This is a genomic window from Selenomonas ruminantium AC2024 (genome assembly GCF_000687995.1).
GTDB classification, from domain to species: domain Bacteria; phylum Bacillota; class Negativicutes; order Selenomonadales; family Selenomonadaceae; genus Selenomonas_A; species Selenomonas_A ruminantium_B.
In genome coordinates, this window is the sequence record NZ_JIAC01000001.1 from 2,474,200 (window position 1) to 2,497,939 (window position 23,740).

Consider the following 23,740-nt stretch of genomic DNA (forward strand, 5'->3'; position numbering starts at 1 on the left):
ACATCTTTATTATCGTTAAATTTCTATTAAAAATTAAGGAAGATTAACACAATGTTGATTTTTTTCGCTATAATAATGATAGATAAAAAATTTGACCGATGGAGGATTTTGACCATGAATAACAAGACTTTGAAACGCAAGATACTCACCGGACTCACAGCCCTCTGCCTTTCCCTGCCGCTGGCCTATGTTCCCTCTGCAGCTCCGGCGGCAGAAGCCAGCACTGCCAGCATCATCGGTGCCGTAATCTCCGGTGCCGTTGCCCACAGCCAGCTGGACAGCACCATCCGCAAATACAACAATGACCCGCAGGGCCGTCAGCAGCTGTTTCAGCAGATGAAGGCACAGTACGGCGTCAATGAAGACCCTTATCTGAATGCGCAGCTCGACCGAATCATGCAGAATCTGACTGCCGGTATCGGCGCTGTTGACTCCTCGATTTACGATAAACCCTATAATTATTTCATCAACAATCAGGGCAGCTTCAATGCCTTCTGCACGCTGGGTCACAACCTCAGCGTCAACACAGGCCTATACAAGATGCTGACCAACGAAGATGAAATTGCTGTCGTGTTGGGCCACGAAATGGGCCACGGCCAGAAGGACCATCCGGCCAAAGGTGCACGCCAGTCCTTGAACATGCAGATTCTTGGCGCAGCTACCGGTTCCCAGCTCGGCGTCATCATGGCCAACGTCGTCAACAACCGCCATATCACCAAACCCATGGAACGCGAAGCCGACAAGCTGGCCTTTGACTACATCACCCATACCAATTACAATCCCGGTGCCTGTGCCGCCGTTTGGCAGCGCGTTATGGACAAGTCCAAGAGCCGCCCCTCCGACTTCCAGCAGTTCATGTCCGACCATCCGGCCAACGATGACCGCCGCGATACTTACGCCAAACTGCTGAACCAGTACAGCGGCGGCCATGTCACCAACAAGGACGGCACCATCAAAATCAACACCAAGGACTTCTGCACCCCCGCAGCCCACGGTGACATGAGTGCCAAGGAACGTGCCTACTTTGTCATGGGCAATCTGGCTGCCGCTTACCATAACGGCCACAACAAAGCCAATGCTTATGCTGACGGCAACACGGTAATGATGGGCCAGCAGCCCATCATCACCTGCAACAGCAGTGATGAAAGCGCCAGCGTTCTGGCTGACCGCCTCAATAAAATCAAATAATAAGGAGAGAAGTCTCCATGGCCTTCAAAAAATACCGCACCTCTATCCTGCTGGCCGTCACCTTTACGATACTGCTGTCCACCTTCTGGTATATGCCGCAGCTGGCTTTTATCATCTTTATTTCGTTACTTCTGCAGCTGCTGCTCCTGCCGCTGACGAACAGACTGGCCCGCAAAATTCCGCGGGCTCTGGCGGCAGGCTTGGTACTGTTGGGCTTTCTAAGCCTTGCCCTGCTGCTTATCGGATTGGTGTCCAAGAGTTTCATTCCGACATTCAGCCGTTTCGTCACAGATTTTCCGCAGCTTACGGAACAGATACAAAACATTCCCTGGCTGCGGGAATCTGACTTTCTACAGGGGCAGCTCTCGGACATCTGGTCGGAAATGAAAAATGCCAGCACCGAAGTGCTCAAATCTTCGCTGACCCTGCTGCTGTCCTTCTTCAGCAAGGCCATTGATTTGGTGATTATCCTGTTTGTGACCTTCTACCTGTTAAAGGACGGCGAGCAAATCCAAAAATATCTCGCGAGCCTCTTCCCCGCCCGGGACTATGAACGGGTCATGCATCTTTTTGACAAAATCTTAAGCGCCCTGCGGACTTACATCTGCAGCCAGCTGGTCATCTGCTGCATCACCGCCGTGATTGTCTTTCTCTACTTCACGATTCGCCACCTGCCCTATGCTTCGGTCTTCGCCGTCGTATCCGGCATCTGCGAGTTCATCCCGGTGCTGGGGCCGACGGTGGCTTCCGCCTTCGGTACCCTGTTAACGGCCACCGTCAATCCCATGGTAGCCCTGCAGACTGCAGGCTTTTACCTCCTGCTCACGCAGGTCAATCACAACTTCGTCTATCCAACGCTTATCGGCAAATCCTTAAATCTCCATCCCATTGCCATCATCCTTGGCATCGTACTGGGTGGCGAGCTTCTAGGTGCCGCCGGCATGTTCCTGGCCGTGCCCTTCATCGTCATCTGCAAGCTGGTAATCGAGGATATCTATAAAGACCGGATGCTGACCCGCGAAAAAGAACAGGCCTCCCGCTGGCTGGCCAAGAAAAGTGAACAGGCAAAATAAAAAAGTTGACATGTCAGATTTTGACATGTCAACTTTTTTATTTCCATCCGCCCCCAGCACTATTCATTTTGTAAATAAGACTTCTATCATTTCATTTTCAAATTCATCTATCTTTTCTTGACTTGAATAATAATACCGCTCAAACTCCTCCGGCCTAACTTTACAAAAATAAATTTTAGCATCACAATACTCATCTAATGACACACTTAAAATAATACATATTTTTTCCAGAGGATACTCCTTACGCAATCTCATTCTAAGACAATCGGCTATACGTCTGGCGACATACACTTTTTTCCCAAGATTTTTAGTCTTTATATACGTCTCCACATATATTTCATTTTCATATAATTCAAAACCAGTTTTGTTTTCATATTCCTGGATTATATATTCCCAATCAAGATTTTTCGTTTCTATTTCATGCAACAATATGCATCCGGAATCGCTTTTAATTTTCAAATTCCAAAAGGATTTTTTTATCATCTTGGCCACATTCAGCTCATCAATATATATCTTTTCTTTTATGTAATCGGCCATTTTTTTATTAATCCACACTTTGTTTCCTCTTTCTGATTATTGCCCTGTTCGCTCTAATATCTTTGGTAGCATTTAATTTAATAAAAAGATACTTTCACCTGTACCTAGGATACGAGATGAAAGTATCTTTTTCAATAGGACTTCGGTCCTTTTTATATGAACTTATTTTGCCATGAGCTTAGCTACCTTATTGGCGAAGTCCACCGGGTTCTCCGGCAGGATGCCTTCGATAAGGAGGGCCTGAGTGTAAAGCAGGTCGCAGTAATCCTTAAAGTCAGCGCTTTCCTTGCCGCCATCATGGAGGCTCTGCAGACGCGTGAAGAGTTCATGGTGCGGGTTGATTTCGAGGATGCGCTTAGCCTTGAACATCGGATTGTTCATTTCGGCAAAGGTCTGTTCCATGGAAAGGGACGGGCCAGCTTCGTCAGCTACAAGGCAGACAGCGCTGGATTTCAGACGGGCCGAAACTTTAACGTCAGCTACCTTTTCGCCCAAAGCTTCCTTGATGTCCTTCAAAAGGTCATCATTCTTCTTCTGGATGTCTTCCGTTTCCTTCTTGACTTCCTGGCTTTCGGCATCGTCGAGGTCGAGGTCGCCGCGGCTGATGGAATGGAAGCTCTTGCCCTCGTATTCACGCAGGGTTTCAATGCAGAATTCGTCTACCGGGTCAAGGAGATACAGCACTTCGAGGCCCTTATCGCGCAGGGTTTCCATCTGCGGCAGATGCTCGATGGTTTCCTTATCCTTGGCCGTTGCATAGTAGATTTTCTTCTGACTTTCCGGCATACGCTCTACATATTCCTTCAGCGTAACCAGTTTGCCTTCCTTGGAGCTCATGAAGAGCAGCAAGTCTTTGAGTTTGTCAATGGTATCGCTGCCGGCATACATGCTGTTGTAAACGCCAATCTTGAGGGATTTGCCGAACTCGTTCCAGAATTTTTCATAGTCCTCACGCTTGTTCTTGAGCTTGCGGGCCAAGGACTTGAGGATATTCTTTTCGAGAGCCTTGCCGATAACCTTGAGTTCACGGCTCTGCTGCAGAAGTTCACGGGAGATATTCAGGGAGAGATCCGGAGAATCCACAAGGCCCTTCATAAAGCGCAGGTAATCCGGCAGCAGGTCCTTGCATTTGTCCATGATGAATACATGACGGGAATAGAGTTGTACACCCGGTTCATAATCCGTATGATAGAGATTGAACGGTGCGCGGGAAGGAATGGCGAGCAGCGCCGTGTATTCCACGGAACCTTCGGCCTTGGTATGGAATACTTCCATGGGCTTTTCCCATTCATGGAACTGATTCTTGAAGAACTCATCGTATTCTTCCTCTTTGATGTCGGACTTATTCTTCGTCCAAAGCGGCTGCATGGAGTTCAGCGTGCGGCATTCAATGGTCTTAACCTTCTCTGCGCCTTCGATTTCCTTGCCTTCATCATCCTTCGGCGTTTCTTCATGCTCGAAGTTCATCTTGATGGGGTAGCGCACATAGTCGCTGTACTTCTTGACCAGACGTTCAAGCGTGTAATTTTCCGTGAAGTCATTTTCGGCGTCATCACCGAAGAATTCCTTGCCCAGCGTAATCGTGATGCTCGTGCCGCGCTTGTCACGGTCGCATTCTTCAATGCTGTAGGAACCGTCGCCCGTGGATTCCCAGCGGGTGCCTTCCGTTTCACCAGCCTTGCGGGTTTCGATAACCACCTTTTCGGCTACCATGAAAGCGGAGTAGAAACCTACACCGAACTGACCAATAAGTTCCTTGTCGGTATTGCCCTCAGCGCCTTCGCTGGCTTCCTTGGCCTTCTTGAGCTGTTCCATGAATGCCTTGGTGCCAGATTTAGCGATGGTACCAATGTTTTCAATCACTTCCTGACGGCTCATGCCGATACCATTATCGCGAATGGTCAGCGTATGGTTTTCCTTGTCCGGTTCGAGGAAGATTTCGTAGCTGTCATCCCCTTCGAGGATGTCGCGATTCGTCAGGCTGGCAAAATGCACCTTATCAATCGCATCGGATGCGTTGGAGATAAGCTCCCGCAGGAAAATCTCATGATTCGTGTAAATGGAATGAATCATGAGGTCTAACAGTTGTTTGGTTTCCGCTTGAAATTCATGGGTTTCTTTAGCCATGTGTTTACGCCTCTCTTTATGTAAAATATTGAGTTACCTAAGATTTAGCACTCTTTCACTCGGAGTGCTAACGTACATGGCTTAGTATACGCTAAAAACGGCAAAAAGTCAAATTTGACATTTCGCACAGAAAAAAGCCAGGGAGCAGCTTTGACTTGTCAAAATTGACAAGTCAGCCGCCTCCTGGCGTCAATTATTCTTCTTTCTGCAGGGCCGCTAATTTGGCCGCCTGTTTGGCTAGAAACTTTTTCTTCAATTCCAATTTGCGCTCCATGCGGGGCACCAACTCCCGGGCGTTTGCCAAATCCTGTTCATTGGGATGGCTGGCGGCCTGCTGCCAGCGTTTCTGACTTTCAGCACCGCCATGCGGATCATCAGCTCCGGCATGCTTGCGCTTTTCCAGCAAGGCCGGATTGATTTTTCCCTGACAGCCGAAGGTTCCAAGAATCTCACAGCCCGGCCCGAGGTTATAACCCGCCCGGGCAAAAGAGGTAATGGCATGTTCACTGGTTGGTTCCGCGCCGTGGGTCTGGAAGAATACCACCTTGCTGTCCTGAACCTTGGCCAGATACTTCAACGTCAAAGGGTCCGGCTGGCCCAGCCGCAGCCAGTAACCAATGGCCACAATGTCATAGGCTGACAAGTCAACAGGAGCATCCTGCACCCGAAAGATATCCGCTTCCTCTGCCGCCTGAGCAATAGCCTCCGCCACCATTTTCGTATTGCCTGTCACCGAGGAATAAATCACTGCCCATTTACTCAAAATACCGCCTCCAAAAATTTATTCCCGTTTATTGTAACAGAATTCTACGGACTCAGCTGTAATCATTGTTACAAGAATAAGTTGTGAAATTGCATTTTGTTGGTGCGAGCTTAAATTAATCTGTTACAACTCAGTAGGGCGGAGGTGGGAATACTTTTGCGCCGCTCGCTAAAATGCCCCGCCAGCATAAAAAGCGCTTTCTAGTCACCAGCGCCGGGCAGGCCGGCGGCGCATATGCTCAGCTCAACATCCAGTAACAAATGTTTGCGGGCCATCCCTCACTGCGTTCGGGCAGTCGCTCGTTTGCGCCAAAGCATCCCCACCTCCGCCCAAAGTTACGGTTATATATGTTTGCCACGTTTCGGCTGAAAGCCACAATCACATCGATGTTCTTGTTACGAGAGCAACGAGTTCGTGGCAATAGGCTAATCCGCATCTTGGGACGAACGGGGAGTGATTTTTCTGTAGGGAGCGACTGCCTGAACGCAGTGAAGGCCGGCCCCATGTAGAACGAGGCTAAGCAAATACGCTGATAGCAGCGCCGTTGGCCTGCCCGGCGCAGGTAACTGGACATCGCTATTTAACGAGGGGGTCGTTTAGCGGAAAACAGAAAAATTACTCCCCGTTCGTCCCTGACTACGCATGAACGAGATACCATAAGCACGAACTGTCAAACTGGAAATATACGAAGGGATTTCCCTATTTGTTTCTTACGAATGAACCGGCATCATTTTTTCCACCAATCGCTTGACGGGCAATACTTTCAGAATCAGACAGCAGATGGCAAATTCCGTCAGCAGGAAGGAGCCATTAAAGGTCAGAGAGTACAACACGGGACTCATGCCCTCCGGCGCATAGCTGCCGAAGAACACCACGCCGGAAATGAAATGGCACAGAAACCGCCCGCCGAAGGCCAGCGCCGTTCCCCCATACAGATGATTGCGGCAGAGACCTGCCAGCCCCATGGCCATAAAGGGCAGCGGATAATCAAAAAGTACCTGCACCGGATGGAGGATAAAGGGGTCCTGTATGATATTAATCATGCCATAGACAAAACCTGCCAATACTCCAGTGCCCACACCAAAGCGATAGGCAATCAGAATCAACGGCAGCATTGCGCCCGCCGTCACACTTCCCCCCTGCGGGAGATGAAAGATATGCAGCTGGTGCAGAACCACCGCCAGCGCTAGCAGCAGCGCCGAAGTAACCATCGTGTGCGTGTCAAAGGACTCATGACGGACACGCATAAGGCCAATGGCCAGTATCAATACGCCCAGCAGCGCCAACAGCACCACTGGCTGTGCAACAATTTCCAACAAAACTTTTCCCTGCCTTCCCCAACCATATACAATGAACAACTGCGCCCATCTAGGACAAGTTGCCCCGTCAATATCATCATAATACATACATTTATGATTATAAACCACTCACCGTTATTTTTCTACCGCAATCTCAACAAAACCTTTGACCAAAGGCATCTTGCTCCTGGCGGGCAAACATGCTATAATTGCTCATCACTAAAATATCATCAAGGAAAGGCAATCATGATGAACAATGACAAGACCTGGTGGCAGCGTTTATTTTTAGGGCTCGGAATCCTGGCTGCCAGTACAGCAACCCTGTCGGGCAGCGAAGCCTCTGCTCCCGCCCGCTATGACACCGCCATGGTAGGGCTTCTGGGGGAACTCCACGACTACGCGCACAGACACAATCCCCGGTTCCAGCTGCTGGCCAATGGCGGCTCCTCCTTATATCTGCCCATCGATGGCAATACGCCTGCCAATGTCGGCAAGATGCTGCAGGTTGTGGATGGACAGCTGGCAGAATCCGTCCATTATGGCTTTGACATGAAAGATGGCGAGAAAACGCCTCCCGAGGAAAAGGAATTTTTCCTGCAAACCTTGGATGCCGCCAAAGCAGGCGGCCTGCCCGTATTCGTGCTGGACTATGTAAAAGACGCCCCTCAGGCGGCAGATGCTGCGCAGCAATGCCTAACCAAGGGCTACATTCCGCTGGCCACCCCCTATCGCGATTTAGACCAACTGCCCCCGTACCCATCTGCCAATATAAATACGGCAGATGTTACTCGGCTGCAGGATGTCAAAAATTATTTGATTCTCCTCAATCCCGGTAAATTTTCTTCCCGCGAAGAATACCTTTCCCAGCTGCAAGCTACCGACTACGATATGCTGATTATCGACCTCTACGCCGGCGATACATTGCTGACTGCTGGTGAGGTGGAAAAACTGAAGCACAAAGCCCAAGGCGGGCGCCGCCTGGTGCTGGCCTATATGAGCGTCGGCGAAGCGGAAACCTATCGTCACTATTGGCAGCCGGAATGGAAAAAGAAGCGGCCCCATTGGCTGGACGCCCCCAACGATGACTGGGAGGATAACTACCGCGTAAAATTCTGGATGCCGGAGTGGAAACACCTGCTCTATGGCAATCCTAATGCCTATCTGGATGAAATTTTGGCCGCCGGCTTTGACGGCGCTTTTCTCGATGTCATTGATGTCTACCAGTATTTCAAAAATGGAAACGAATAAAAATAATCCCCTTGGCGGTTCTGATATACCTCCAAGGGGATTATTATATATATGCACTTAAAAGGATTGATTCCACATCAGGCTCATCTTCCAGCCCTGGTATGAATCTGTCGCACTGCCCTGGATATAATAGCGTTCGACTTTGGCCCGCAGTTCCGAGGTATCATCGATGCGATACGCATAGCCAAGCGTCAACGCATACAAATGACGATTGCCCCGCCAGGTATTCGTGCGCCAATTGTAGCTTTGTCCGTAGCTTCCGCCACCGTTAAGGAGTACATAGCCCCGCTGCTTTTCATCAAACTGATGTGTTAAGCCCCAACCGCCATAATAGCGATAGATGTCCTCGACATCACCCGCCTGATAATTTCCCCATAGGTAATACTGCCAGGAATTGCGCTCGTCGATATTCTGACTACCGTAAAGCTGTAAAGTCCAATCCTCGCCATCTTCAAAGCGCCCGCTGCTATATCGGTTGCGATAGTAAGCGCTAACGGCATTTACATGGGTCAGTTTCGCCGAAAACTGCTGCTGCTCGCCGATATGACGATATTCGATTTCCTGCTGGAACTTATTGCGGGGAGATATTTCCATGGCAACATCCGGGTCATAAAGTCCTTTCTCTGTATCTTCATATTCTATCCGATAACTGTAATCCCGCCTAATCGTGTAGCTTAACCTGCCTGTCAGACTGTCCCTTTCCGTAATTCTATGGGTTGCCTCAATTTCCGGCGTAAACTGCCAGCCTTCACTGAAAGAATTAAAGGCCGCCAAATTGTCCGCCATCATGGCATTTTGATGCGCATTTTGCTCTCCTGTCGGCGCGTTGACGGTCAGCTTATAATGCACATCGTTGATTTTATGGTCATTTTTATAGGTAAGGCCCAGCTGCGTATCCGTCCAGCCACTGACGCGGCCATGCGGAAGGCCGGTATCGGAAACCAGCCAGCCGGTAGACAGGGAAACATCCCATTTTTTCTCCGTCGCATAAAATTCAACAGGCTGATACAGCTGGTATCCTCTGGGCAAACCAGCCCCATGCCAGGTGTAATATTCAAAGCCGGTGCTAATCCCCTTGCCTTCCCCAAAGTGCGCCAAATCATAATCGGCTTTTGTCTTCCAGTTTTGGGTTTCTGTTAAATTATTTTCCGCAATTGCAACACCGCGTATGGCTTCCTCATGCCAGTTTTCAGCCTCCGTTACATCATTGGTACTTTCCTTCACATCTATTTCTGCTTCGGCCTGCTCAGCCGTTAAATCCCGCACCAGTTCCCGGGCATCCTGTTCGGCATCTTCCGCAGCCATACGGGCATCCTGCAGGTCATCGAGCTGGCTGTTCAGTGCATCCAGCAAGGCCTCGGCATCATCCACCTCAGCATCCAGGGATTCCAGCTGCTTTTCATAGGCCTCCCATTGGGCTTCTTCAGCCTGCCGCTCCGGTGCAGCTGCCTGTGCCCCATTCACCATGGCCATAACATCGTTCAGCCGGTTTTGTGCATATCCCACACTTTCCCAAGCCTGACGGATACGTTCTTCCAGTCCATCGTTTTCCGTCCGCAGATGCCCCAGTTCCCTGCCGAGTCGTTCATAGGCTGCCTGTGTGCTGTTGCGGCGGGACTGCGCCTCTGCCACAGCCCCCTCCTGCGCCCATACCTGCGGGGCAAAATCTGCCACCGCCTGTTGGGCGGCAATGGCCTCCCGAGTGCGCTGAGCACTTTCCAGCTGCGCATTCGCCAATTCCTGAGCGATACGCTGCAGATTCAGGCTGGCCTTCTCCAAATTCTGCTGTGCTTCCCGAAGGGCGCTGGCCGCATTTTCCTTATCTGCTTTTGCCTGCTGCAAATCAGCTTTAGCCTCGAGCAAGGCCTGGGCCGCTTCTGCAGCATTCTGCTGCGCCTCCTTGAAATCCCTTATTCTGTCCCTGTCATTGCGCAGGGATTCCAAAGCCGCCGGAATATCATTCATGGCATTGCTGATACCTGCCGCTTCCCCGGCCATAGGCGGCAATAAAGCCAAAGCACTGATGGAAGCCGCTTTCGCGGTCTGCCGCAGGGCCGCCTCCTCCCGCATCTTCCGCTTACGGCTGCGAGTCATGCGCATTTGCTGCAGAACAAATCTTTTGAGGCGGGGTTCTTCCCCCACTTGTGCCTTAGCCAACCTTTTACGGCGCTTGCGGCTCATGCGAAAGGCCACTGCGCCCCAGCGCTTCCGGCCCTCCTCTTCCAGCTGAGCTGCTTCTGCCAGCCGCTGTCTTGCCCTACGGCTTGTTCTCATGGTTATCGCTCCTTGCCGTTTCCAGATTTACATACTTATCCCCGTAAAGCCACAGAGTGAACCTCGTCAGAATCCCGCTGGTGGAACGGTAAAACACCGGCTGGGAACAGAACACCAGATAATTAATCCGCTGCGCAAAATGATTCAGCTTGACAAAGGCCCAGATAAACGACAGCGCCGCCGCCAAAAAGAAAGTGAACCCGTAACTGTAGCTGCCGCCATAGTAGAGTCCCCAGAGCCCGAGCAGCAGATTGGACAGAAAAAACACTGCCGACAAACTCTGAACGCTTTTTTGATAGTCAAAGTAAACCAGCAGAATATACACCAGCTGCAGCAATCCGGTAAAGAAGGCCCCAAAGAGCAGTACATTATACATATTCACCTGATTGTAGGTAATACCCGACCAGCTCAGAAGATAGTTGCCCACTGCCAGCGCCACCAGCGTGAACACCAACTGAAACTCCGTAATATGCCGCAGCTCAAACCAGAGTGTATGCAGCAAATCCTTCCGGGCATCATCAATCTCCCGAAAGTTGCCCTTCTGGGTAATATAAGCAAAGTAATGCGCATAGCGCTCATAAAAATTCGTCTCCACCGTCACCACAAACATGGTCATGAGCGGCAAAATGGACAGGAAGGCGTAAAAGGTCACCACATCATAGATGGGTGAGTAAAGATACGTACCACCTACCATTACACCCCAATCCCCCTGCCAGATGATGATATTGGGCAAAAAGAGTCCCAGCATATAACAGGTTGCCGTAAGAAAGAGCCGCCAATGACGTTCAAAATACGGCAGAAAGGCAAAATTCTGCCCACCTTTGTTCAGGCCAAAGTAACTGGTAATGTGCAGCAAAAAGAGCAGATTGATAAGCCCCATCCCTATATCCATGGCGAGCAGCCCGGACTGTTCCGGCTGCAGGCTGGTCTGGCTCAAAAAAATCCAGACCAGAAAAACACTCACGAGCACACCGGCCAAATAGCTGATGAGCAGGCGGGAATATCGCTTCACTGCCGACAGATAAACGCTTTCCGTCCAGGCCAGCAATAGTTCCGCAAAAAAGAGATACCCAAGCCACTTGGTCAGAAGCGGCAAGGGCTTATCCCAAAAGAAAATCCCCGCAGCCACAGCTCCCAGCACCGTGATGATAGCCCCCATGCCAAAGAGGGACGCAGTCACATTTTCAAAGCGGCCCAAGGACAGGGAATCGGCCAAATAACGGGTCAAAACCATGATAAAGCCGGCCGATAGAATCTGGGAAAACACAAAGGCGTATACCACCGAAGCCACAAAGACCTGACTGGCTTCCCCCTCAATGCCATAATAGGCAAAGAGGCTCTGCACGGCCAAGACCATACTGGTCATCAGGGCAAAGGGGCCGGCCGTGATGATGGCCGAATAGGAATATGCTTTTATATGGCCTGCCGCCGTGCGGGCCGTAAACAATTTCTTTAACTCAAAACCTACGCCTGCCACTTTCCCTTATGCCTCCTGCACATACATCTGATAAATCTCCCGGTACCGTTCGATGAACAGCTCATAGGTATAGCCGCGCCGGGTGCGCTCATAACCAATGTTGCCCATTTGCCGCCGCAGCTTAAAATCCTTGCCCAGACGAATCATTTCCCGAGCCATGGCTTCAAAATCCATCGGGGCCACCACAGCTCCTGCCGTGCCCAAATCATCCTGACTGTCCCCATAGATAAGTTCCCGGCAGCAGCCCACATCCGTAGCCACAAAGGGACGATGCGCCGCAAAGCCCTCCAAAATCGCCAATGGCTGCCCCTCACTGATGCTGGACAGCATTAAGAAATCCATTTTAGGCAGATACTCTGCCACATTGACGGAGCCCGCAAACTCCACATGATTTATGCCCAACATGGAAACCGTCTGCTGGCATAATTCGTAATATTCCTTGTCCTCCCCATAGCCCCCCATAATCACCAGGCGGGCATCGGGAAATTCTTCCTGAAACAGGAAAAACGCCCGGAGCAAGGTCACAATATCCTTAATCGGCACGACCCGCACCACCGCACCGATGGTTAACGGCCCCTCATGGGGCTGCAACTCCCCGATTCCGGCGAAGCGCTCCATATGCACACCATTGGGCACAATGCCAATCTTATGCGGGGCACAGCCCAAATCCTGCTCAATTTCGGCATTGTGTTCAAAAAGGGTATACACCCTGTCCGCCGTCTTATACGACAGCTTTGCCAAATTATAAAAATACTGAATCCAGACGGACTTAAAATCCCCCTGCGCCCAGTCACTTTTGATGATTTCCACTTCCCGCTCCCGGGAGTAGATGCCATGCTCCGTGATGATAAAAGGTTTATGGTAAATTTCGGCCGCCATGGCGCCAATCACGCCGCAGTACCCTGTAGCCACACTGTGATAGACATCTGCTTTCGGCAGTTCCTGCTGCAACAGATAAAGCAGGGGCAGCAGCATGGAGCGAATGGTCCAGAAAAAATCCGTAAAGGGCAGATAACTGTATTTTTCCATATAGACCCGCTGAATGATGTCAAAGAAATCACTGGACATAAATATATCCAGTGAGCTGGCAAAGCGGCGGCGCTCACGGAAAATCGAAGCCAGCTTATGGATATCGAGCGGCCTGCCACCCATAACCAAATCATAGATGGCTTCCCGCTCTTCTGCCGTCAGGATATTCTCCAGCATATCCTGCGAACGCTGGTTCAAAATCTCATCGAGAAATTCTTCCTGTATTCCCTTTAAGTTGGGTGGAAACTTATACTTGAAAGCGCCTCTATCCTTGGATTCAGCCCCGATGGAATAGATGAAGAATTCATGCTGGGGAAGCCCCTGAATGAGCATCTGGCACCAGGAGGACACGCCCCCCACCACATAGGGATAGGAACCTTCCGTCAACAGACAGATTCTCATTTGGCTTTCTCCTTCCATTGAATGATGGTTTCCGGTTTTTCCGTTTCAATCATATAGGCATCATCACCGATTTTACGGACACTTCCCCCGGTAACTTCTGCAATCTCTCTTGAAGAACGCAGCACAAACCGCAAGGGATAATGATAATTCCAGCAGTTCAGTATCAGCTTATCCTGTTCCCGCGTCACCCGGTAATCCATGTCCAGATAATCGGCAAAATAAGCCACACATTCAGAATCTGTTACAGGGCGCAGCCAGCCAAAGCGGTCATTTATCTCCGCCAGGAAGTTATGGAAGCCCTGCACCATCATCGCCCAAGTCAAATCCTTGCTTTCCTCGTAGAATAGTTCATCGGGATGCACAAAATGCGAAAAAACGCCAATGTAATTAATCACGCTGATATTTTCCCACATGTTCTGCCTATCTGGCGCATAGCCGGAGGTAAACCGGGGAATCTCATAGGTTCCATCCGCATTGCGCCCAAAGTCCTGATAATAGCCCCGCTCCGAATAAAGGCCATCAAAGAGAGACGAATACACTTTAAGCTCTGGAAATACTTCCTTTACTGCTTCGTGGCCCTCAGGGCTTAAAATATCCGAAGGCGGCACATAGGACTGAAAATCGTAGTCCGGATAGGCGCTCTTGATATAACGGCGCAATTCCTGCAGGCTCTCCACCATATCTTCCTTGCTTTCCCAAGGCACATAATCCAGTTCGTCCTGATTATATCCTGCAGGTGCCAGCGACTGATGATTGTAGCCATGCAAGCCCAATTCGCCACCCATGTCGAGAAGTTCCCGGCCATAGACGATTAAGTTGTCCCGGGCCTGTCTTCCCTGCGTCGGCACAAACGGCCCCTTTACCTGGTCCCCATAGGACTCAATAATCAGCCCGGTATACTTCAAGGAATACTTATCTGCACACTCCCTCATAAAGGGCCACCAGATATGACGAAAAAAATCGGCCGTATCTACATGCAGTTCGTCATATATCTTATCAAAGTTGCCCTCCGGCACAGGCGCAGGAAAATCGTCGATAAAAAACAGCTTGGTGCCCACTACGGGATAAATGCTATCTTCACCGCAATGAGCCAGCATTGCCGTCAGCACGCCAATATTGGTCTTGTCATCCCGCACAGCGCCATTGTAGAACAGGCATTTTCCCTGACCATAAGCATGCTCCCATAACAAGGGACTGCCATCCAAGGCAGCTATATGCACCACATCATCATCCTGCAAGGTTACCGACAGGGTATCCGTATGGTACTGCGTCCCCTCGCCAAAGGAAAAGCCCTTACCCGCAAAGAGAAAATCTGTATGCAGGCGGATGCCCAGAACACTCTTTTGCCCACCGGCCACCGTAAAGCCTGCCATTTCCTGGCAGATATCCGGCACGCCCACGCCAGCCTCCACTTCCGGATGCATCATAAAGGCCACCGTGCCGCCTTGGGCCGCATAGTCTGCCAGCTTAGGCAGAACGACGGTTTTATTCCAGTTGCCGGCAGCCAATAATACGCCGCGATAGGAGGCATCCACCGCTGTATCCTCGTAGATGGAGCAGGAAACCGCTTCTTTCTTCTGCTGTTCCAGGAGCCAAGCCAGGCGGTGATTGGCAAAGACGCTGGGCACATCCCGCGGGTCATAGAGGATAAGGTACTTCTCTTTCTCTCCTTGCGTATGCGTACCCTGAAGGATATTCTGCGGCACGAAATTCAGATTACGGAAATAATCCAGTTTCAAAAAGCCATCCATTCTGCTGAACTGAAAGAAACAGCCCAACAGGATAACCAGGACAATAACGCCTGCAATACCGCGCTTATCCATGGATTGCCTCCTCCTGTCTGTGTCCATCTTTGTCCCAATAGCGTATAGCCCGCAAGGCCTCCTGCGACAACTCAATCGGGCAGGCCTTTAGTTCCCGGATTTTCTGCTGTAATTGTCGGGGCTTACGCCAGCTCTGATAGAGCCGGATATACATCATATAGCTTTCCTCGTTCTCTGGAAAACGTTCCTTCAATTCCGCACAAACCAGCTCTGCCTCCACATAATTCTTCGTAGCCAAAAGATGGTCTATTTCTTCAATATAATATTCCATCTTATCCGGGCAGGCTTTTTTCAAATAATCCAATAAACCGATATAATCTCCCTGCTTCTTGGCATAGGTTACATGGTCGATAAATTTCTCCTGTGCCAGATAGTTCTTTAGCAGCTGGGCGTATTCCTCCAGCCGGGGCACATTCTCCTGCCCTTCACCACTTACCATCATGGTTTCGCGGGAAAACAGTTCATTTTCCAGTTTTTCCATGCGGGCCGTCAGCAGTGCCACCGCATAATAGGCGATTTCCCTGTCCCGGTCGTGCATGGCCATTTGCAAAATGCTTTCATTATCCACCACAGCCTGCTTGATGGCTCCGGTAAAAAACTGGCGCTTCTTCTGGACATCATCCACCAGAAAGGCATCGTTCAAAGGAATGATATCCGCATTCAGATGGGTTCCCTGAAAGAACGCCTCTCCCTCCTGCTCTGCTTCAGCCTGGCGGCCTCCATTCAACGCCAGCAGCAGGCAGCAAAGACGATAGCTCACCATCAGCAACACACCAAAGAAGGGAATGGCCAAAGCGATTACCGTTTCCGTCACCACCTGCAAGCGGGGCTTGCGCCATGAGTTCCCGAGAAAATAAATCAAGGTCACAGCCAGATGCAGCAATAAAATTGCATAAAAATCCATCAGCCCACCGCCTCACAAACCGTTGTTGCCACACCAGCTCCCTGCAAGCGCTCCTGCACCATGGCTGTAATCTTCTTATCCGCATCCGGCAGCAGGATGTAGACACCATCGCCGCCTACCCCCACAAAATCCTCGTTACGGATAACATGCCCCAGGCGTCTGTCAAGGCCTTCGTAATCCAAATCTCCCATAACCACTTTCAACACGGCCACAGTCAAATCCTCCTGCAGCGTACGCCGGTTTTGCAGTTCCTGAATGATTTTCCGGAACTCTTCCGCCTGCAGGATACGGGTTCCTGCCACGAAGCGCTTCTCCTGCACCTCCTGCTCATAGCGGTAAGCTCTGGCCATAGACGCCGAAATCAGGCGCGTGGTAATGGATAACAGATTCTGCTGATAAAGGCTCCACTGCTCGAAGCCCAGACCAAAAATGGTAATAACGGCAATGACCTTATCCTGATATACGATGGGAGCGGCCAAATCCGGTGTATCCTTGAGCAAATCCTTATTCACAAAAATCGTCTGTTCCTGTAACAGAACCTGCAGATAGGAATAGTCCTCCACGCGCAAAGAACGGGGCTGACGTCCGGCCAGCTTGCCCATGCGCACCTTTTGCCGCAAAAAGTGGCCGTCTGTTCCCACCACATAGATGGCAATATCGTCCACATTGAGGATTTGCGCGGTTACCGCCGTTGCCTGCGTGAAGATATTTTCCTGCTCCACACTGTCGAGCTGCTTGATAATGCGGTACAAGCGTCCGATACTGTCATCAGTATTGACAATCTGCCGATAGAGCTTATCCTTTACCGCCAGATTATCCTCATAGAGCTCCTTCATAAAGGACTGGCGCTCCTGACTCTGGCGCTTCTGCCACTCCACAGCCTCTCGCTCAAAACGCCGGGCATCGGCAAAGTATCCGGTCAGGGCCGCCGTAAAGAGATAGGCCGTCAGATGCAGGATATTTTCCGGTACATAGGTAAGGGAAATAAGCTCCCCGCCACGAGCCAGGGAGCCCATAATAAAGATAAACGCCGCCGCCACCATGGCGATAAAGGACTGTCTCTTGCCGTAGAGCAGTCCCATGGCACCGATATAGACAAAATTCAAATCCAGCTGCGTCTGCGGATTTACCGTGGTCCCCTGCTGCCAATAAGCAATACCTGCCATCAGAATTGCTCCTACGGCATTTTCCACATAGGGAATGATTTCCCTGCCCAAAACCCGCCATTTAATCCGCTGCTTCCGGGCCTGTGCCTCCAGCTGGTCAGCTTCCACCTTGGCCTGAATATAGTCCCAGGTTTGGGCCAGGCCGGACTTCCGGTCATACTTTAACCGCCAGCCCAATTCATGCTGAGCCTTTTTACTCTCCAACACCGGCTGCACATAGGAAAAGGATTTGAAGCTGGCCGCATCATCATAAATATCCGGGATTTCCGTTACATTTCTGACCCAATCCGCAAAGCCTCTTGCCGACAGGCCTTCCCCCGTGCCAAGGTTCAGTTCCTCCCCCTGGCAGCCACGGGCCACCGCCCGATAGATGCCGTATACGGCATCTGCCGAATACAAAAAGTCGCGGGGTGTTGTTTCATCATCCATGCGCGGCAGGACTTTCTTTTTCAAGCTGGCATAGAGTGTACGCGCCACCAGTCCGTCCTGCGGGCCACTGTCCGGGCCATAGACCTCCGGCAGGCGGATAATGGTCAACGGAATAACGGCCCACTCCGACCAGACCTTAACAGCCTTTTCCGCCACCAGCGCCATGCCATCAGCCGCCCGTTCAGACGTTTCACCTCGTACAGCAGCTGCCGTGGAAATAAAATACACCGCTTCCACCGCATACTCATAGGCCAGTGCCAAGACATCCGCCAGCCGCTGCAGGGCATTCATGCGCTCAGCTGCCTGCCGTTCCGCCGGCCACACATAAATGAGCACAGGTATATTGTAAATGCGCAACATTTCCCGAGTCTGTTCCAGACTATCCGTGCCCCGGAAAAATTCCCAATTTTCCTTGATGAACAGCCGTTCCAGCTGCTCATCCCAGAAAGGTTTTACACCTGTCAGGATAACTCTGCGTTTTAGCTGATTAACCTTCTCCTCAGCCATAAAAACATTCGCTCCTTTTCCTATGCCTCCCCACGGCATAAGTCAATCACTATGTGCTCTAAAACTTCGTCTCCTGCTTGTCCTGTTTTCAAAAAATAATCTGCGTCTATTAGTTCTAACATATTGCGTTTGAGCACGGCAGCGGGAAACTGCATAGCCGCCCGCCCCAACTTCTCGGCAATAAAGGGATTCAGCTCCAAAGGCTTGGCCAATGCTTTTCCCCGGATGCCCTGTTGCTGCAGTACCTGCGCCTGCCAAAGCTGCCGCACATGGCGGGTAAGCAGTGCCAGAATCACCGTAAAATAAGTGCCATCATTTAACTGCCGCCGCAAAAGCTGCAAGGCCTTTTTCGCCTTGCGCTCGCTGATGGCATCCAACAGGGCAAATACCGACACCTCTGGCAACCCCGCAAAGACCTTTTCCAAAAGCGCCCGGGTGATGCGCCTGTCCTGGGAAAACAGCGCCAGCTTGTCAAACTCCCTGTCCAAAAATTCCAGGGAAATCGTCTGCATGGTGCTGACGACACCACTGAAATAGGCCATGGCCTCTCCATCCATATCCTTGTTAATGGTTTGGAGCTTGCCTTGCAGCCAGTCATTGATGTTCCAAGCCCGGATAGCTTCTGCCTCCAGCACCATGCCATTTTTTTCTATGGTCTTGTAAATTTTCCGCCGCTTATCGGCCTTGCCATTCTGGACAAAAATCACATAGCTGAACTCCGGCATATCCGCCAAAGTGGCCAGCAGCCGTTCCAGCTTTTTGTCCTTGCCAGCTTTTTTCTCCTCCCCCTCGTTCTTATCCTTGAACAAGCTCGTGTCCTGCAGCAGCAGCACATTCTTGCTGGCAAAAAAAGGCGCGGTCTCGATAAGCCCCACTAAATCATCAGAGTCAACAACCCCCGATATTTTCTGCATTGCCTCACCCTGCTCCTGCGGGTTGGCAAACAATCGTGAAAGAATTCGCTCCTGCGCCTTTTCAATATAATAATGTTCCTCGCCTGCCAGTAAATAAACGTGTTTCAGTTCACCCCGCTGCAGGCTGGCCATAAAATCGCCAAATTTCAACGTTTCTACCTCAACATTAAGATTATCTTAGTATTATAGCGTAGTCTGAGAAGTTTTTCCATTAAAAAAAGATTAAAAAATGACCGGCCAACAAATTGACCGGTCAGAGGAAAATCACGTATTACTATCAGACTAACCCATGAGCCAGCATAACATTAGCCACCTTGACAAAGGCGGTGATGTTGGCACCGGCTACCAAATCGTCGGGGTCAGCATATTTTTCAGCATTGGCCTTGGCATTCTTGTAGATGTTGGCCATGATGTCCTGCAGCTTGCCATCAACTTCTTCAAACGTCCACTGGAGTCTTTCGGAGTTCTGGGCCATTTCGAGAGCGGATACGGATACGCCGCCGGCATTGGCTGCCTTGCCCGGTGCAAAGAGCACCTTGTTCTGCTGGAAGTAAGCGATAGCATCCAGCGTGGACGGCATATTGGCACCTTCACCAACAGCGATTACGCCGTTAGCCACAAGGGCCTTCGCACTTTCGAGGTCGATTTCGCCCTGGGTTGCACACGGCAGAGCCACATCGCATTTGACCGTCCAAACGCCCTTGCAGCCTTCATGGTATTCAGCCTGCGGATGCGTTTCCACATATTCCTTGATGCGGCCGCGGCGAACCTGCTTGATTTCCTTAACGGCATCGAGGTCAATGCCATTCGGGTCATAGACATAGCCGTTGGAGTCGGAGCAGGTAACAACCTTGGCACCGAAAGCCTGTGCCTTTTCGATGGCGTAGGTTGCCACGTTACCGGAACCGGAAACTACAACCGTCTTATCCTTAAGGCTGATATCCTTGGCATCGAGCATATTCTTGACGAAATAGAGCAGGCCGTAACCGGTAGCTTCGGTACGGGCAAGGCTGCCCCAATAGTCCACGCGCTTACCCGTCAGGACGCCTGCATCATAGCTGTCGCGGATGCGCTTGTACTGACCGTAGAGATAGCCGACTTCACGGCCACCTACGCCGATATCACCAGCCGGAACGTCCACATCCGGGCCAATATGGCGATAGAGCTCGGTCATAAAGCTCTGGCAGAAATGCATGACTTCATTGTCGGATTTGCCATGCGGGTCAAAATCCGAGCCGCCTTTGGCACCGCCAATCGGCAGACCGGACAGGGCATTCTTGAACACCTGCTCAAAGGCCAGGAATTTCAAAATATCGAGATTTACGCTGGGATGGAAACGCAGACCGCCTTTGTAGGGGCCAATGGCGCTGCTCATCTGCACGCGGAAGCCGCGGTTTACATGAACTTCGCCCTTATCGTCCTGCCAGGGTACGCGGAAGGTAATCACGCGTTCTGGCTCGATAATACGTTCCAAAATCTTCTGTTCCTTGAATTCAGGATGTGCTTCCAGCACAGGAATAACGCTTTCCAGAACCTTCGATACCGTATTTTTGAACTGCGGCTGGTCCGGGTCGCGTTTTGCAATCAGGTCTAATGTGTCTTGTACATACTGTTTCATGTCTGCCAAAGTAATCGCTCCTTTGTCATTTGCCTATAAAACTCATACAATCTTACCAACAAACAATAGTATACTACAAACCCGCCTAAATGTACATAATTTTGTCATAAAAGAGAAAATATCCAAAACACTGTATACAAGGCAGAATATTTGTATCAGCCATTTTGCAGATATTTCCGCGGGATATTCTTCACGAGTCCGCTCATATGGCGATAACGGCCATAAAGAGTCTGCGACCAGGACAGGAACAGACGCTTTTTGGCCCGGGTCATCGCCACATAGAAGAGGCGAGATTCCTCGGCCAGCCGCCCGCTTTTCTCCGCCTGAAAGCCCGGGAAGGTTCCTTCCTGCAGCCCTGCTAAAAACACGTAATCAAACTCCGAGCCCTTGGCCTGATGAATGGTGATAATGGGAATCTGCTGGCGGCGGGTCAGCGTATCCAGCTCCGTATTGGACAAGGTTGTATAACGCAGGAACCGCTCAATGGCATCCAAGGGACGGATGGCTTCATCATCAAGCTCCTTGGCCTGCCGGAATAAATCCCGCAGATGTTCTACCCTCTGAGGCTCCTTATGGGCTTCGTAATAATCCTTCATGCCGCAGTCGAGCACAATCTGCCCTAGCAGCTGCCAGGGGCGAAGCCGTCTTGCCTCACGGCGGATAACGGTCAACTTCTCCCCCCACTCGCTAAACAGCTCTTGATACTTTTCCATGATTTCCCGCCGTGCTTCCACCTTGGGCCGCAAATCCCGCTCCACCGCATAGAGCAAAATTTCCGCCGTGGCCAAAATATCATCCAGCGCATCATGGGAGGAAGGATGGCTGACCTGGCAATACTTGCCCAAAAATTCCAGCTTGTGATTGGGCAAATTCGGATAGAACCGCCGGAAGATATCCAAAGTATCATAGAACTGAGGATATTCAAGCGGCGGCATCTCCAGCCGCGAAAGCTCGCTGCCCAGAATCCGCAAGTCATAGGTCACATTATGCCCCACCAGCACAGCACCGTGTGCAAAGGCACAAAACTCCTGCAAAACCTTGCGCGGGTCGTCCCCATTTTCCGCCAGAAATTCATCGGAAAGGCCATGAACATGCACAGAATCGCCCACTTTGGAGAGGGGCTTAATGAGCCGTACGAACTCTTCCTTGACGCCGCCGTTTTTATCCAGCCGAATGCCGGCAATCTGGATGATTTCATCCCGCGTGGTGTCAACACCGGTGGACTCCACATCGAAAACCACCACATTTTCAGCCTCCAGTGCCGCAAGCAGCCCCGCATAGGGGTCGCCGCTCCTGCGGGCATCTTCATCCACAAAATCCGTCAGCCGAATACCCACACCGCGGATTTCATCGCTGGAGAGTTTCTTGATGGTGGCAGGGCCAATGCCCTTGGCATAGCGGTTCAGCACCCGCACCAGACTCGACACATCATGCTTGTTCACCGCTAATTTGAGCACCGCCAGCGCGTCCTTTATCTCCTGCCGCCGGAAGAACTTCTGCTCGTCAATGAGCATAAAGGGCAGACGCTCATTTTCCGGCAGCAGCCGCCCCAAAGAGCGGAACTGCGCCGATAAATCCTTGTTATAGCGGTTGCTGCGGGTCAAAATGCAGACCCGGCTGTAATCGGTCACCGGCAGCTGCTGGATGGCATAGTAAATCCACTGGGCCTCCTCGGCAAAATCCATGGCGCCCTTCAGCACGATAGGTTCCCCATGGTCAGGACTCACCGCCTGCAAACCGTCCGGATAGAGCAGATTCACCCGCTCGGGAAAGGAATTGCGCAGCCAGTCAAAGGAAGCGTTCAACAGCACCTGCGTAGCCCGGTAATTCTCGTGCAGCACAATGCGCCGGGGATTGTAGTCCTGCTGATATTTGCGCAGCACGAGCTCCGGATGGGAGCCCCGCCATTCGTAGATAGTCTGGAAGTAATCCCCGCACAACAGCAGATGGCTGGCCCCAAAAATCTGCGAGATTATGCGGTATTCCAAAAGACTGGTATCCTGCACCTCGTCAATATTGATGTAGACAAAACGCCTAGCCCATTTGGAAGCCACACTGTCCTGACGAAACAGTTCATCCACCTGCACCAGTAAATCCGCAAAGTCCAAACCGTGGAGCTCATGCAGCCTTTCATCATAAAGGGCCGCCGTCTGCGGCCCCCACTGCTGCCAGCCCTCAAACAGCCGCTGATGGAATTGGTAGCTGTCATCCAAGGCCAAGGCCTTGACACTTTGCCCATCTTCCTTTAGCAGGCGCTTCAAGGTATCTTCGTAATCCTTAACCAAATCCCCACTGTTTACGGCAAACTCCGCCTTTTTCTCCTTGAGTTGGTTCACCAGATTCTGCACCGCCCGCAGCGGCCACTCCTCGGCCACGATTTCCTTCAACAGCCCCTGACAGTCCGTCTCATCAAAGATGGTAAAATCCGTAAACAAATCCGAATGGCGCTTGGCCTCGGTCTTAATCACCTCATAACAGAAGCCATGAAAGGTCTTGACCATCACCTGGCTGCCATTGTCCCCGGCCCGGGCCTCCACCCGTTCCCGCATCTCGCGGCAGGCCTTGTTGGTAAAGGTCAGACAGAGAATTTCCTCCGGCAGCGCGCGATTTTCGGCGATAATATGTGCAATGCGGCAGGCCAGGGTATTGGTTTTGCCCGTCCCTGCGGGAGCCAGAAGCAAGATATTTGCCTCCAGCTCCTCCACTGCCTGCCGCTGTTCTTTATTCAGTTCTATCTCAGCCATTTACGCCCAGCGCCGCCTCGAACACTTCCACACAGGATTTCTTCTGCTTCGCTGCCAGTATCTCCTCATAGCTGGCCGGAGTCATGCCCATGCGCAGAAACTTCTCGTGCAGTTCAATGGCCTGGTCAGCTGCCGCTTCCGTAATGCCCAGCTTTCTAGCTTCATCTTTGAATTCTTCTGCTGTCATAAAAATCATCCCTTCTGCTGTTTCATACTAAC

17 protein-coding genes are annotated in these 23,740 nt (G+C 51.1%); 3 read left to right on the top strand and 14 right to left on the bottom strand.

What is annotated here, in order from left to right:
* Positions 1–114 precede the first annotated feature (114 nt).
* Together P157_RS0111820 and P157_RS0111825 are read left to right on the top strand one after the other, a co-directional pair.
* Complete coding sequence (locus tag P157_RS0111820; protein WP_026761173.1) at positions 115–1,188, top strand: M48 family metallopeptidase; 1,074 nt, start codon at positions 115–117, stop codon at positions 1,186–1,188.
* 17 nt (positions 1,189–1,205) lie between these two features.
* A complete protein-coding gene (locus P157_RS0111825) occupies positions 1,206–2,261 on the top strand; it encodes an AI-2E family transporter (protein ID WP_026761174.1) in 1,056 nt (351 codons plus the stop codon).
* A 63-nt stretch (positions 2,262–2,324) separates the two neighbouring features.
* Here the strand turns inward: P157_RS0111825 and P157_RS0111830 are convergent, their stop codons facing one another.
* From P157_RS0111830 to thiT, 4 genes are all read right to left on the bottom strand, one after another.
* Positions 2,325–2,816 carry a hypothetical protein gene (locus tag P157_RS0111830; protein WP_026761175.1) on the bottom strand — a complete coding sequence of 164 codons (492 nt, stop codon included), beginning with the start codon at positions 2,814–2,816 and terminating at the stop codon, positions 2,325–2,327.
* 144 nt (positions 2,817–2,960) lie between these two features.
* Entirely contained in the window at positions 2,961–4,925 is a 1,965-nt protein-coding gene (gene htpG, locus P157_RS0111835) for a molecular chaperone HtpG (RefSeq protein WP_026761176.1), read from the bottom strand.
* Positions 4,926–5,118: 193 nt separating this feature from the next.
* Complete coding sequence (locus tag P157_RS0111840; RefSeq protein WP_026761177.1) at positions 5,119–5,688, bottom strand: flavodoxin family protein; 570 nt, start codon at positions 5,686–5,688, stop codon at positions 5,119–5,121.
* A 710-nt stretch (positions 5,689–6,398) separates the two neighbouring features.
* Positions 6,399–7,007, bottom strand: coding sequence for an energy-coupled thiamine transporter ThiT (gene thiT, locus P157_RS0111850; protein WP_037368357.1), 609 nt, complete (start codon positions 7,005–7,007; stop codon positions 6,399–6,401).
* Positions 7,008–7,232: 225 nt separating this feature from the next.
* Here thiT and P157_RS15320 point away from each other — a divergent pair, with 225 nt between their 5' ends.
* Positions 7,233–8,234 carry an endo alpha-1,4 polygalactosaminidase gene (locus tag P157_RS15320; RefSeq protein WP_051598618.1) on the top strand — a complete coding sequence of 334 codons (1,002 nt, stop codon included), beginning with the start codon at positions 7,233–7,235 and terminating at the stop codon, positions 8,232–8,234.
* 57 nt (positions 8,235–8,291) lie between these two features.
* On the opposite strand, the gene P157_RS0111860 is transcribed toward P157_RS15320, so the two are convergent.
* The 10 genes from P157_RS0111860 to P157_RS0111905 all read right to left on the bottom strand — a co-directional run bounded on the left by P157_RS0111860 (position 8,292) and on the right by P157_RS0111905 (position 23,708).
* Positions 8,292–10,508 carry a hypothetical protein gene (locus P157_RS0111860; protein WP_026761180.1) on the bottom strand — a complete coding sequence of 739 codons (2,217 nt, stop codon included), beginning with the start codon at positions 10,506–10,508 and terminating at the stop codon, positions 8,292–8,294.
* On the bottom strand, positions 10,492–11,985 hold the full coding sequence (pelG, locus tag P157_RS14565; protein ID WP_051598619.1) for an exopolysaccharide Pel transporter PelG: 1,494 nt from the start codon (positions 11,983–11,985) through the stop codon (positions 10,492–10,494). Before pelG ends, P157_RS0111860 begins: the two co-directional genes overlap by 17 nt.
* 6 nt (positions 11,986–11,991) lie before the next feature.
* Complete coding sequence (gene pelF / locus P157_RS0111870; RefSeq protein ID WP_026761181.1) at positions 11,992–13,416, bottom strand: GT4 family glycosyltransferase PelF; 1,425 nt, start codon at positions 13,414–13,416, stop codon at positions 11,992–11,994.
* Positions 13,413–15,239 carry a DUF2194 domain-containing protein gene (locus P157_RS0111875; RefSeq protein WP_026761182.1) on the bottom strand — a complete coding sequence of 609 codons (1,827 nt, stop codon included), beginning with the start codon at positions 15,237–15,239 and terminating at the stop codon, positions 13,413–13,415. The genes pelF and P157_RS0111875 overlap by 4 nt, the downstream gene beginning before the upstream one ends.
* The gene (locus P157_RS14570) at positions 15,232–16,143 is read right to left on the bottom strand and encodes a hypothetical protein (protein ID WP_051598620.1); all 912 of its coding nucleotides are present in this window, start codon (positions 16,141–16,143) and stop codon (positions 15,232–15,234) included. The genes P157_RS0111875 and P157_RS14570 overlap by 8 nt, the downstream gene beginning before the upstream one ends.
* Positions 16,143–18,245, bottom strand: coding sequence for an NAD-dependent epimerase/dehydratase family protein (locus P157_RS15325; RefSeq protein WP_051598621.1), 2,103 nt, complete (start codon positions 18,243–18,245; stop codon positions 16,143–16,145). The genes P157_RS14570 and P157_RS15325 overlap by 1 nt, the downstream gene beginning before the upstream one ends.
* Positions 18,246–18,265: 20 nt before the next feature.
* Complete coding sequence (holA, locus tag P157_RS0111890; protein ID WP_026761183.1) at positions 18,266–19,309, bottom strand: DNA polymerase III subunit delta; 1,044 nt, start codon at positions 19,307–19,309, stop codon at positions 18,266–18,268.
* A 127-nt stretch (positions 19,310–19,436) separates the two neighbouring features.
* Positions 19,437–20,786: an NADP-specific glutamate dehydrogenase gene (gdhA, locus tag P157_RS0111895; protein WP_026761184.1), complete on the bottom strand. Its 1,350-nt coding sequence runs from the start codon at positions 20,784–20,786 to the stop codon at positions 19,437–19,439.
* Positions 20,787–20,932: 146 nt separating this feature from the next.
* On the bottom strand, positions 20,933–23,521 hold the full coding sequence (locus P157_RS0111900; RefSeq protein WP_026761185.1) for a 3'-5' exonuclease: 2,589 nt from the start codon (positions 23,519–23,521) through the stop codon (positions 20,933–20,935).
* Positions 23,514–23,708 carry a hypothetical protein gene (locus tag P157_RS0111905; protein WP_026761186.1) on the bottom strand — a complete coding sequence of 65 codons (195 nt, stop codon included), beginning with the start codon at positions 23,706–23,708 and terminating at the stop codon, positions 23,514–23,516. The genes P157_RS0111900 and P157_RS0111905 overlap by 8 nt, the downstream gene beginning before the upstream one ends.
* Between the last annotated feature and the right edge of the window lie 32 nt (positions 23,709–23,740).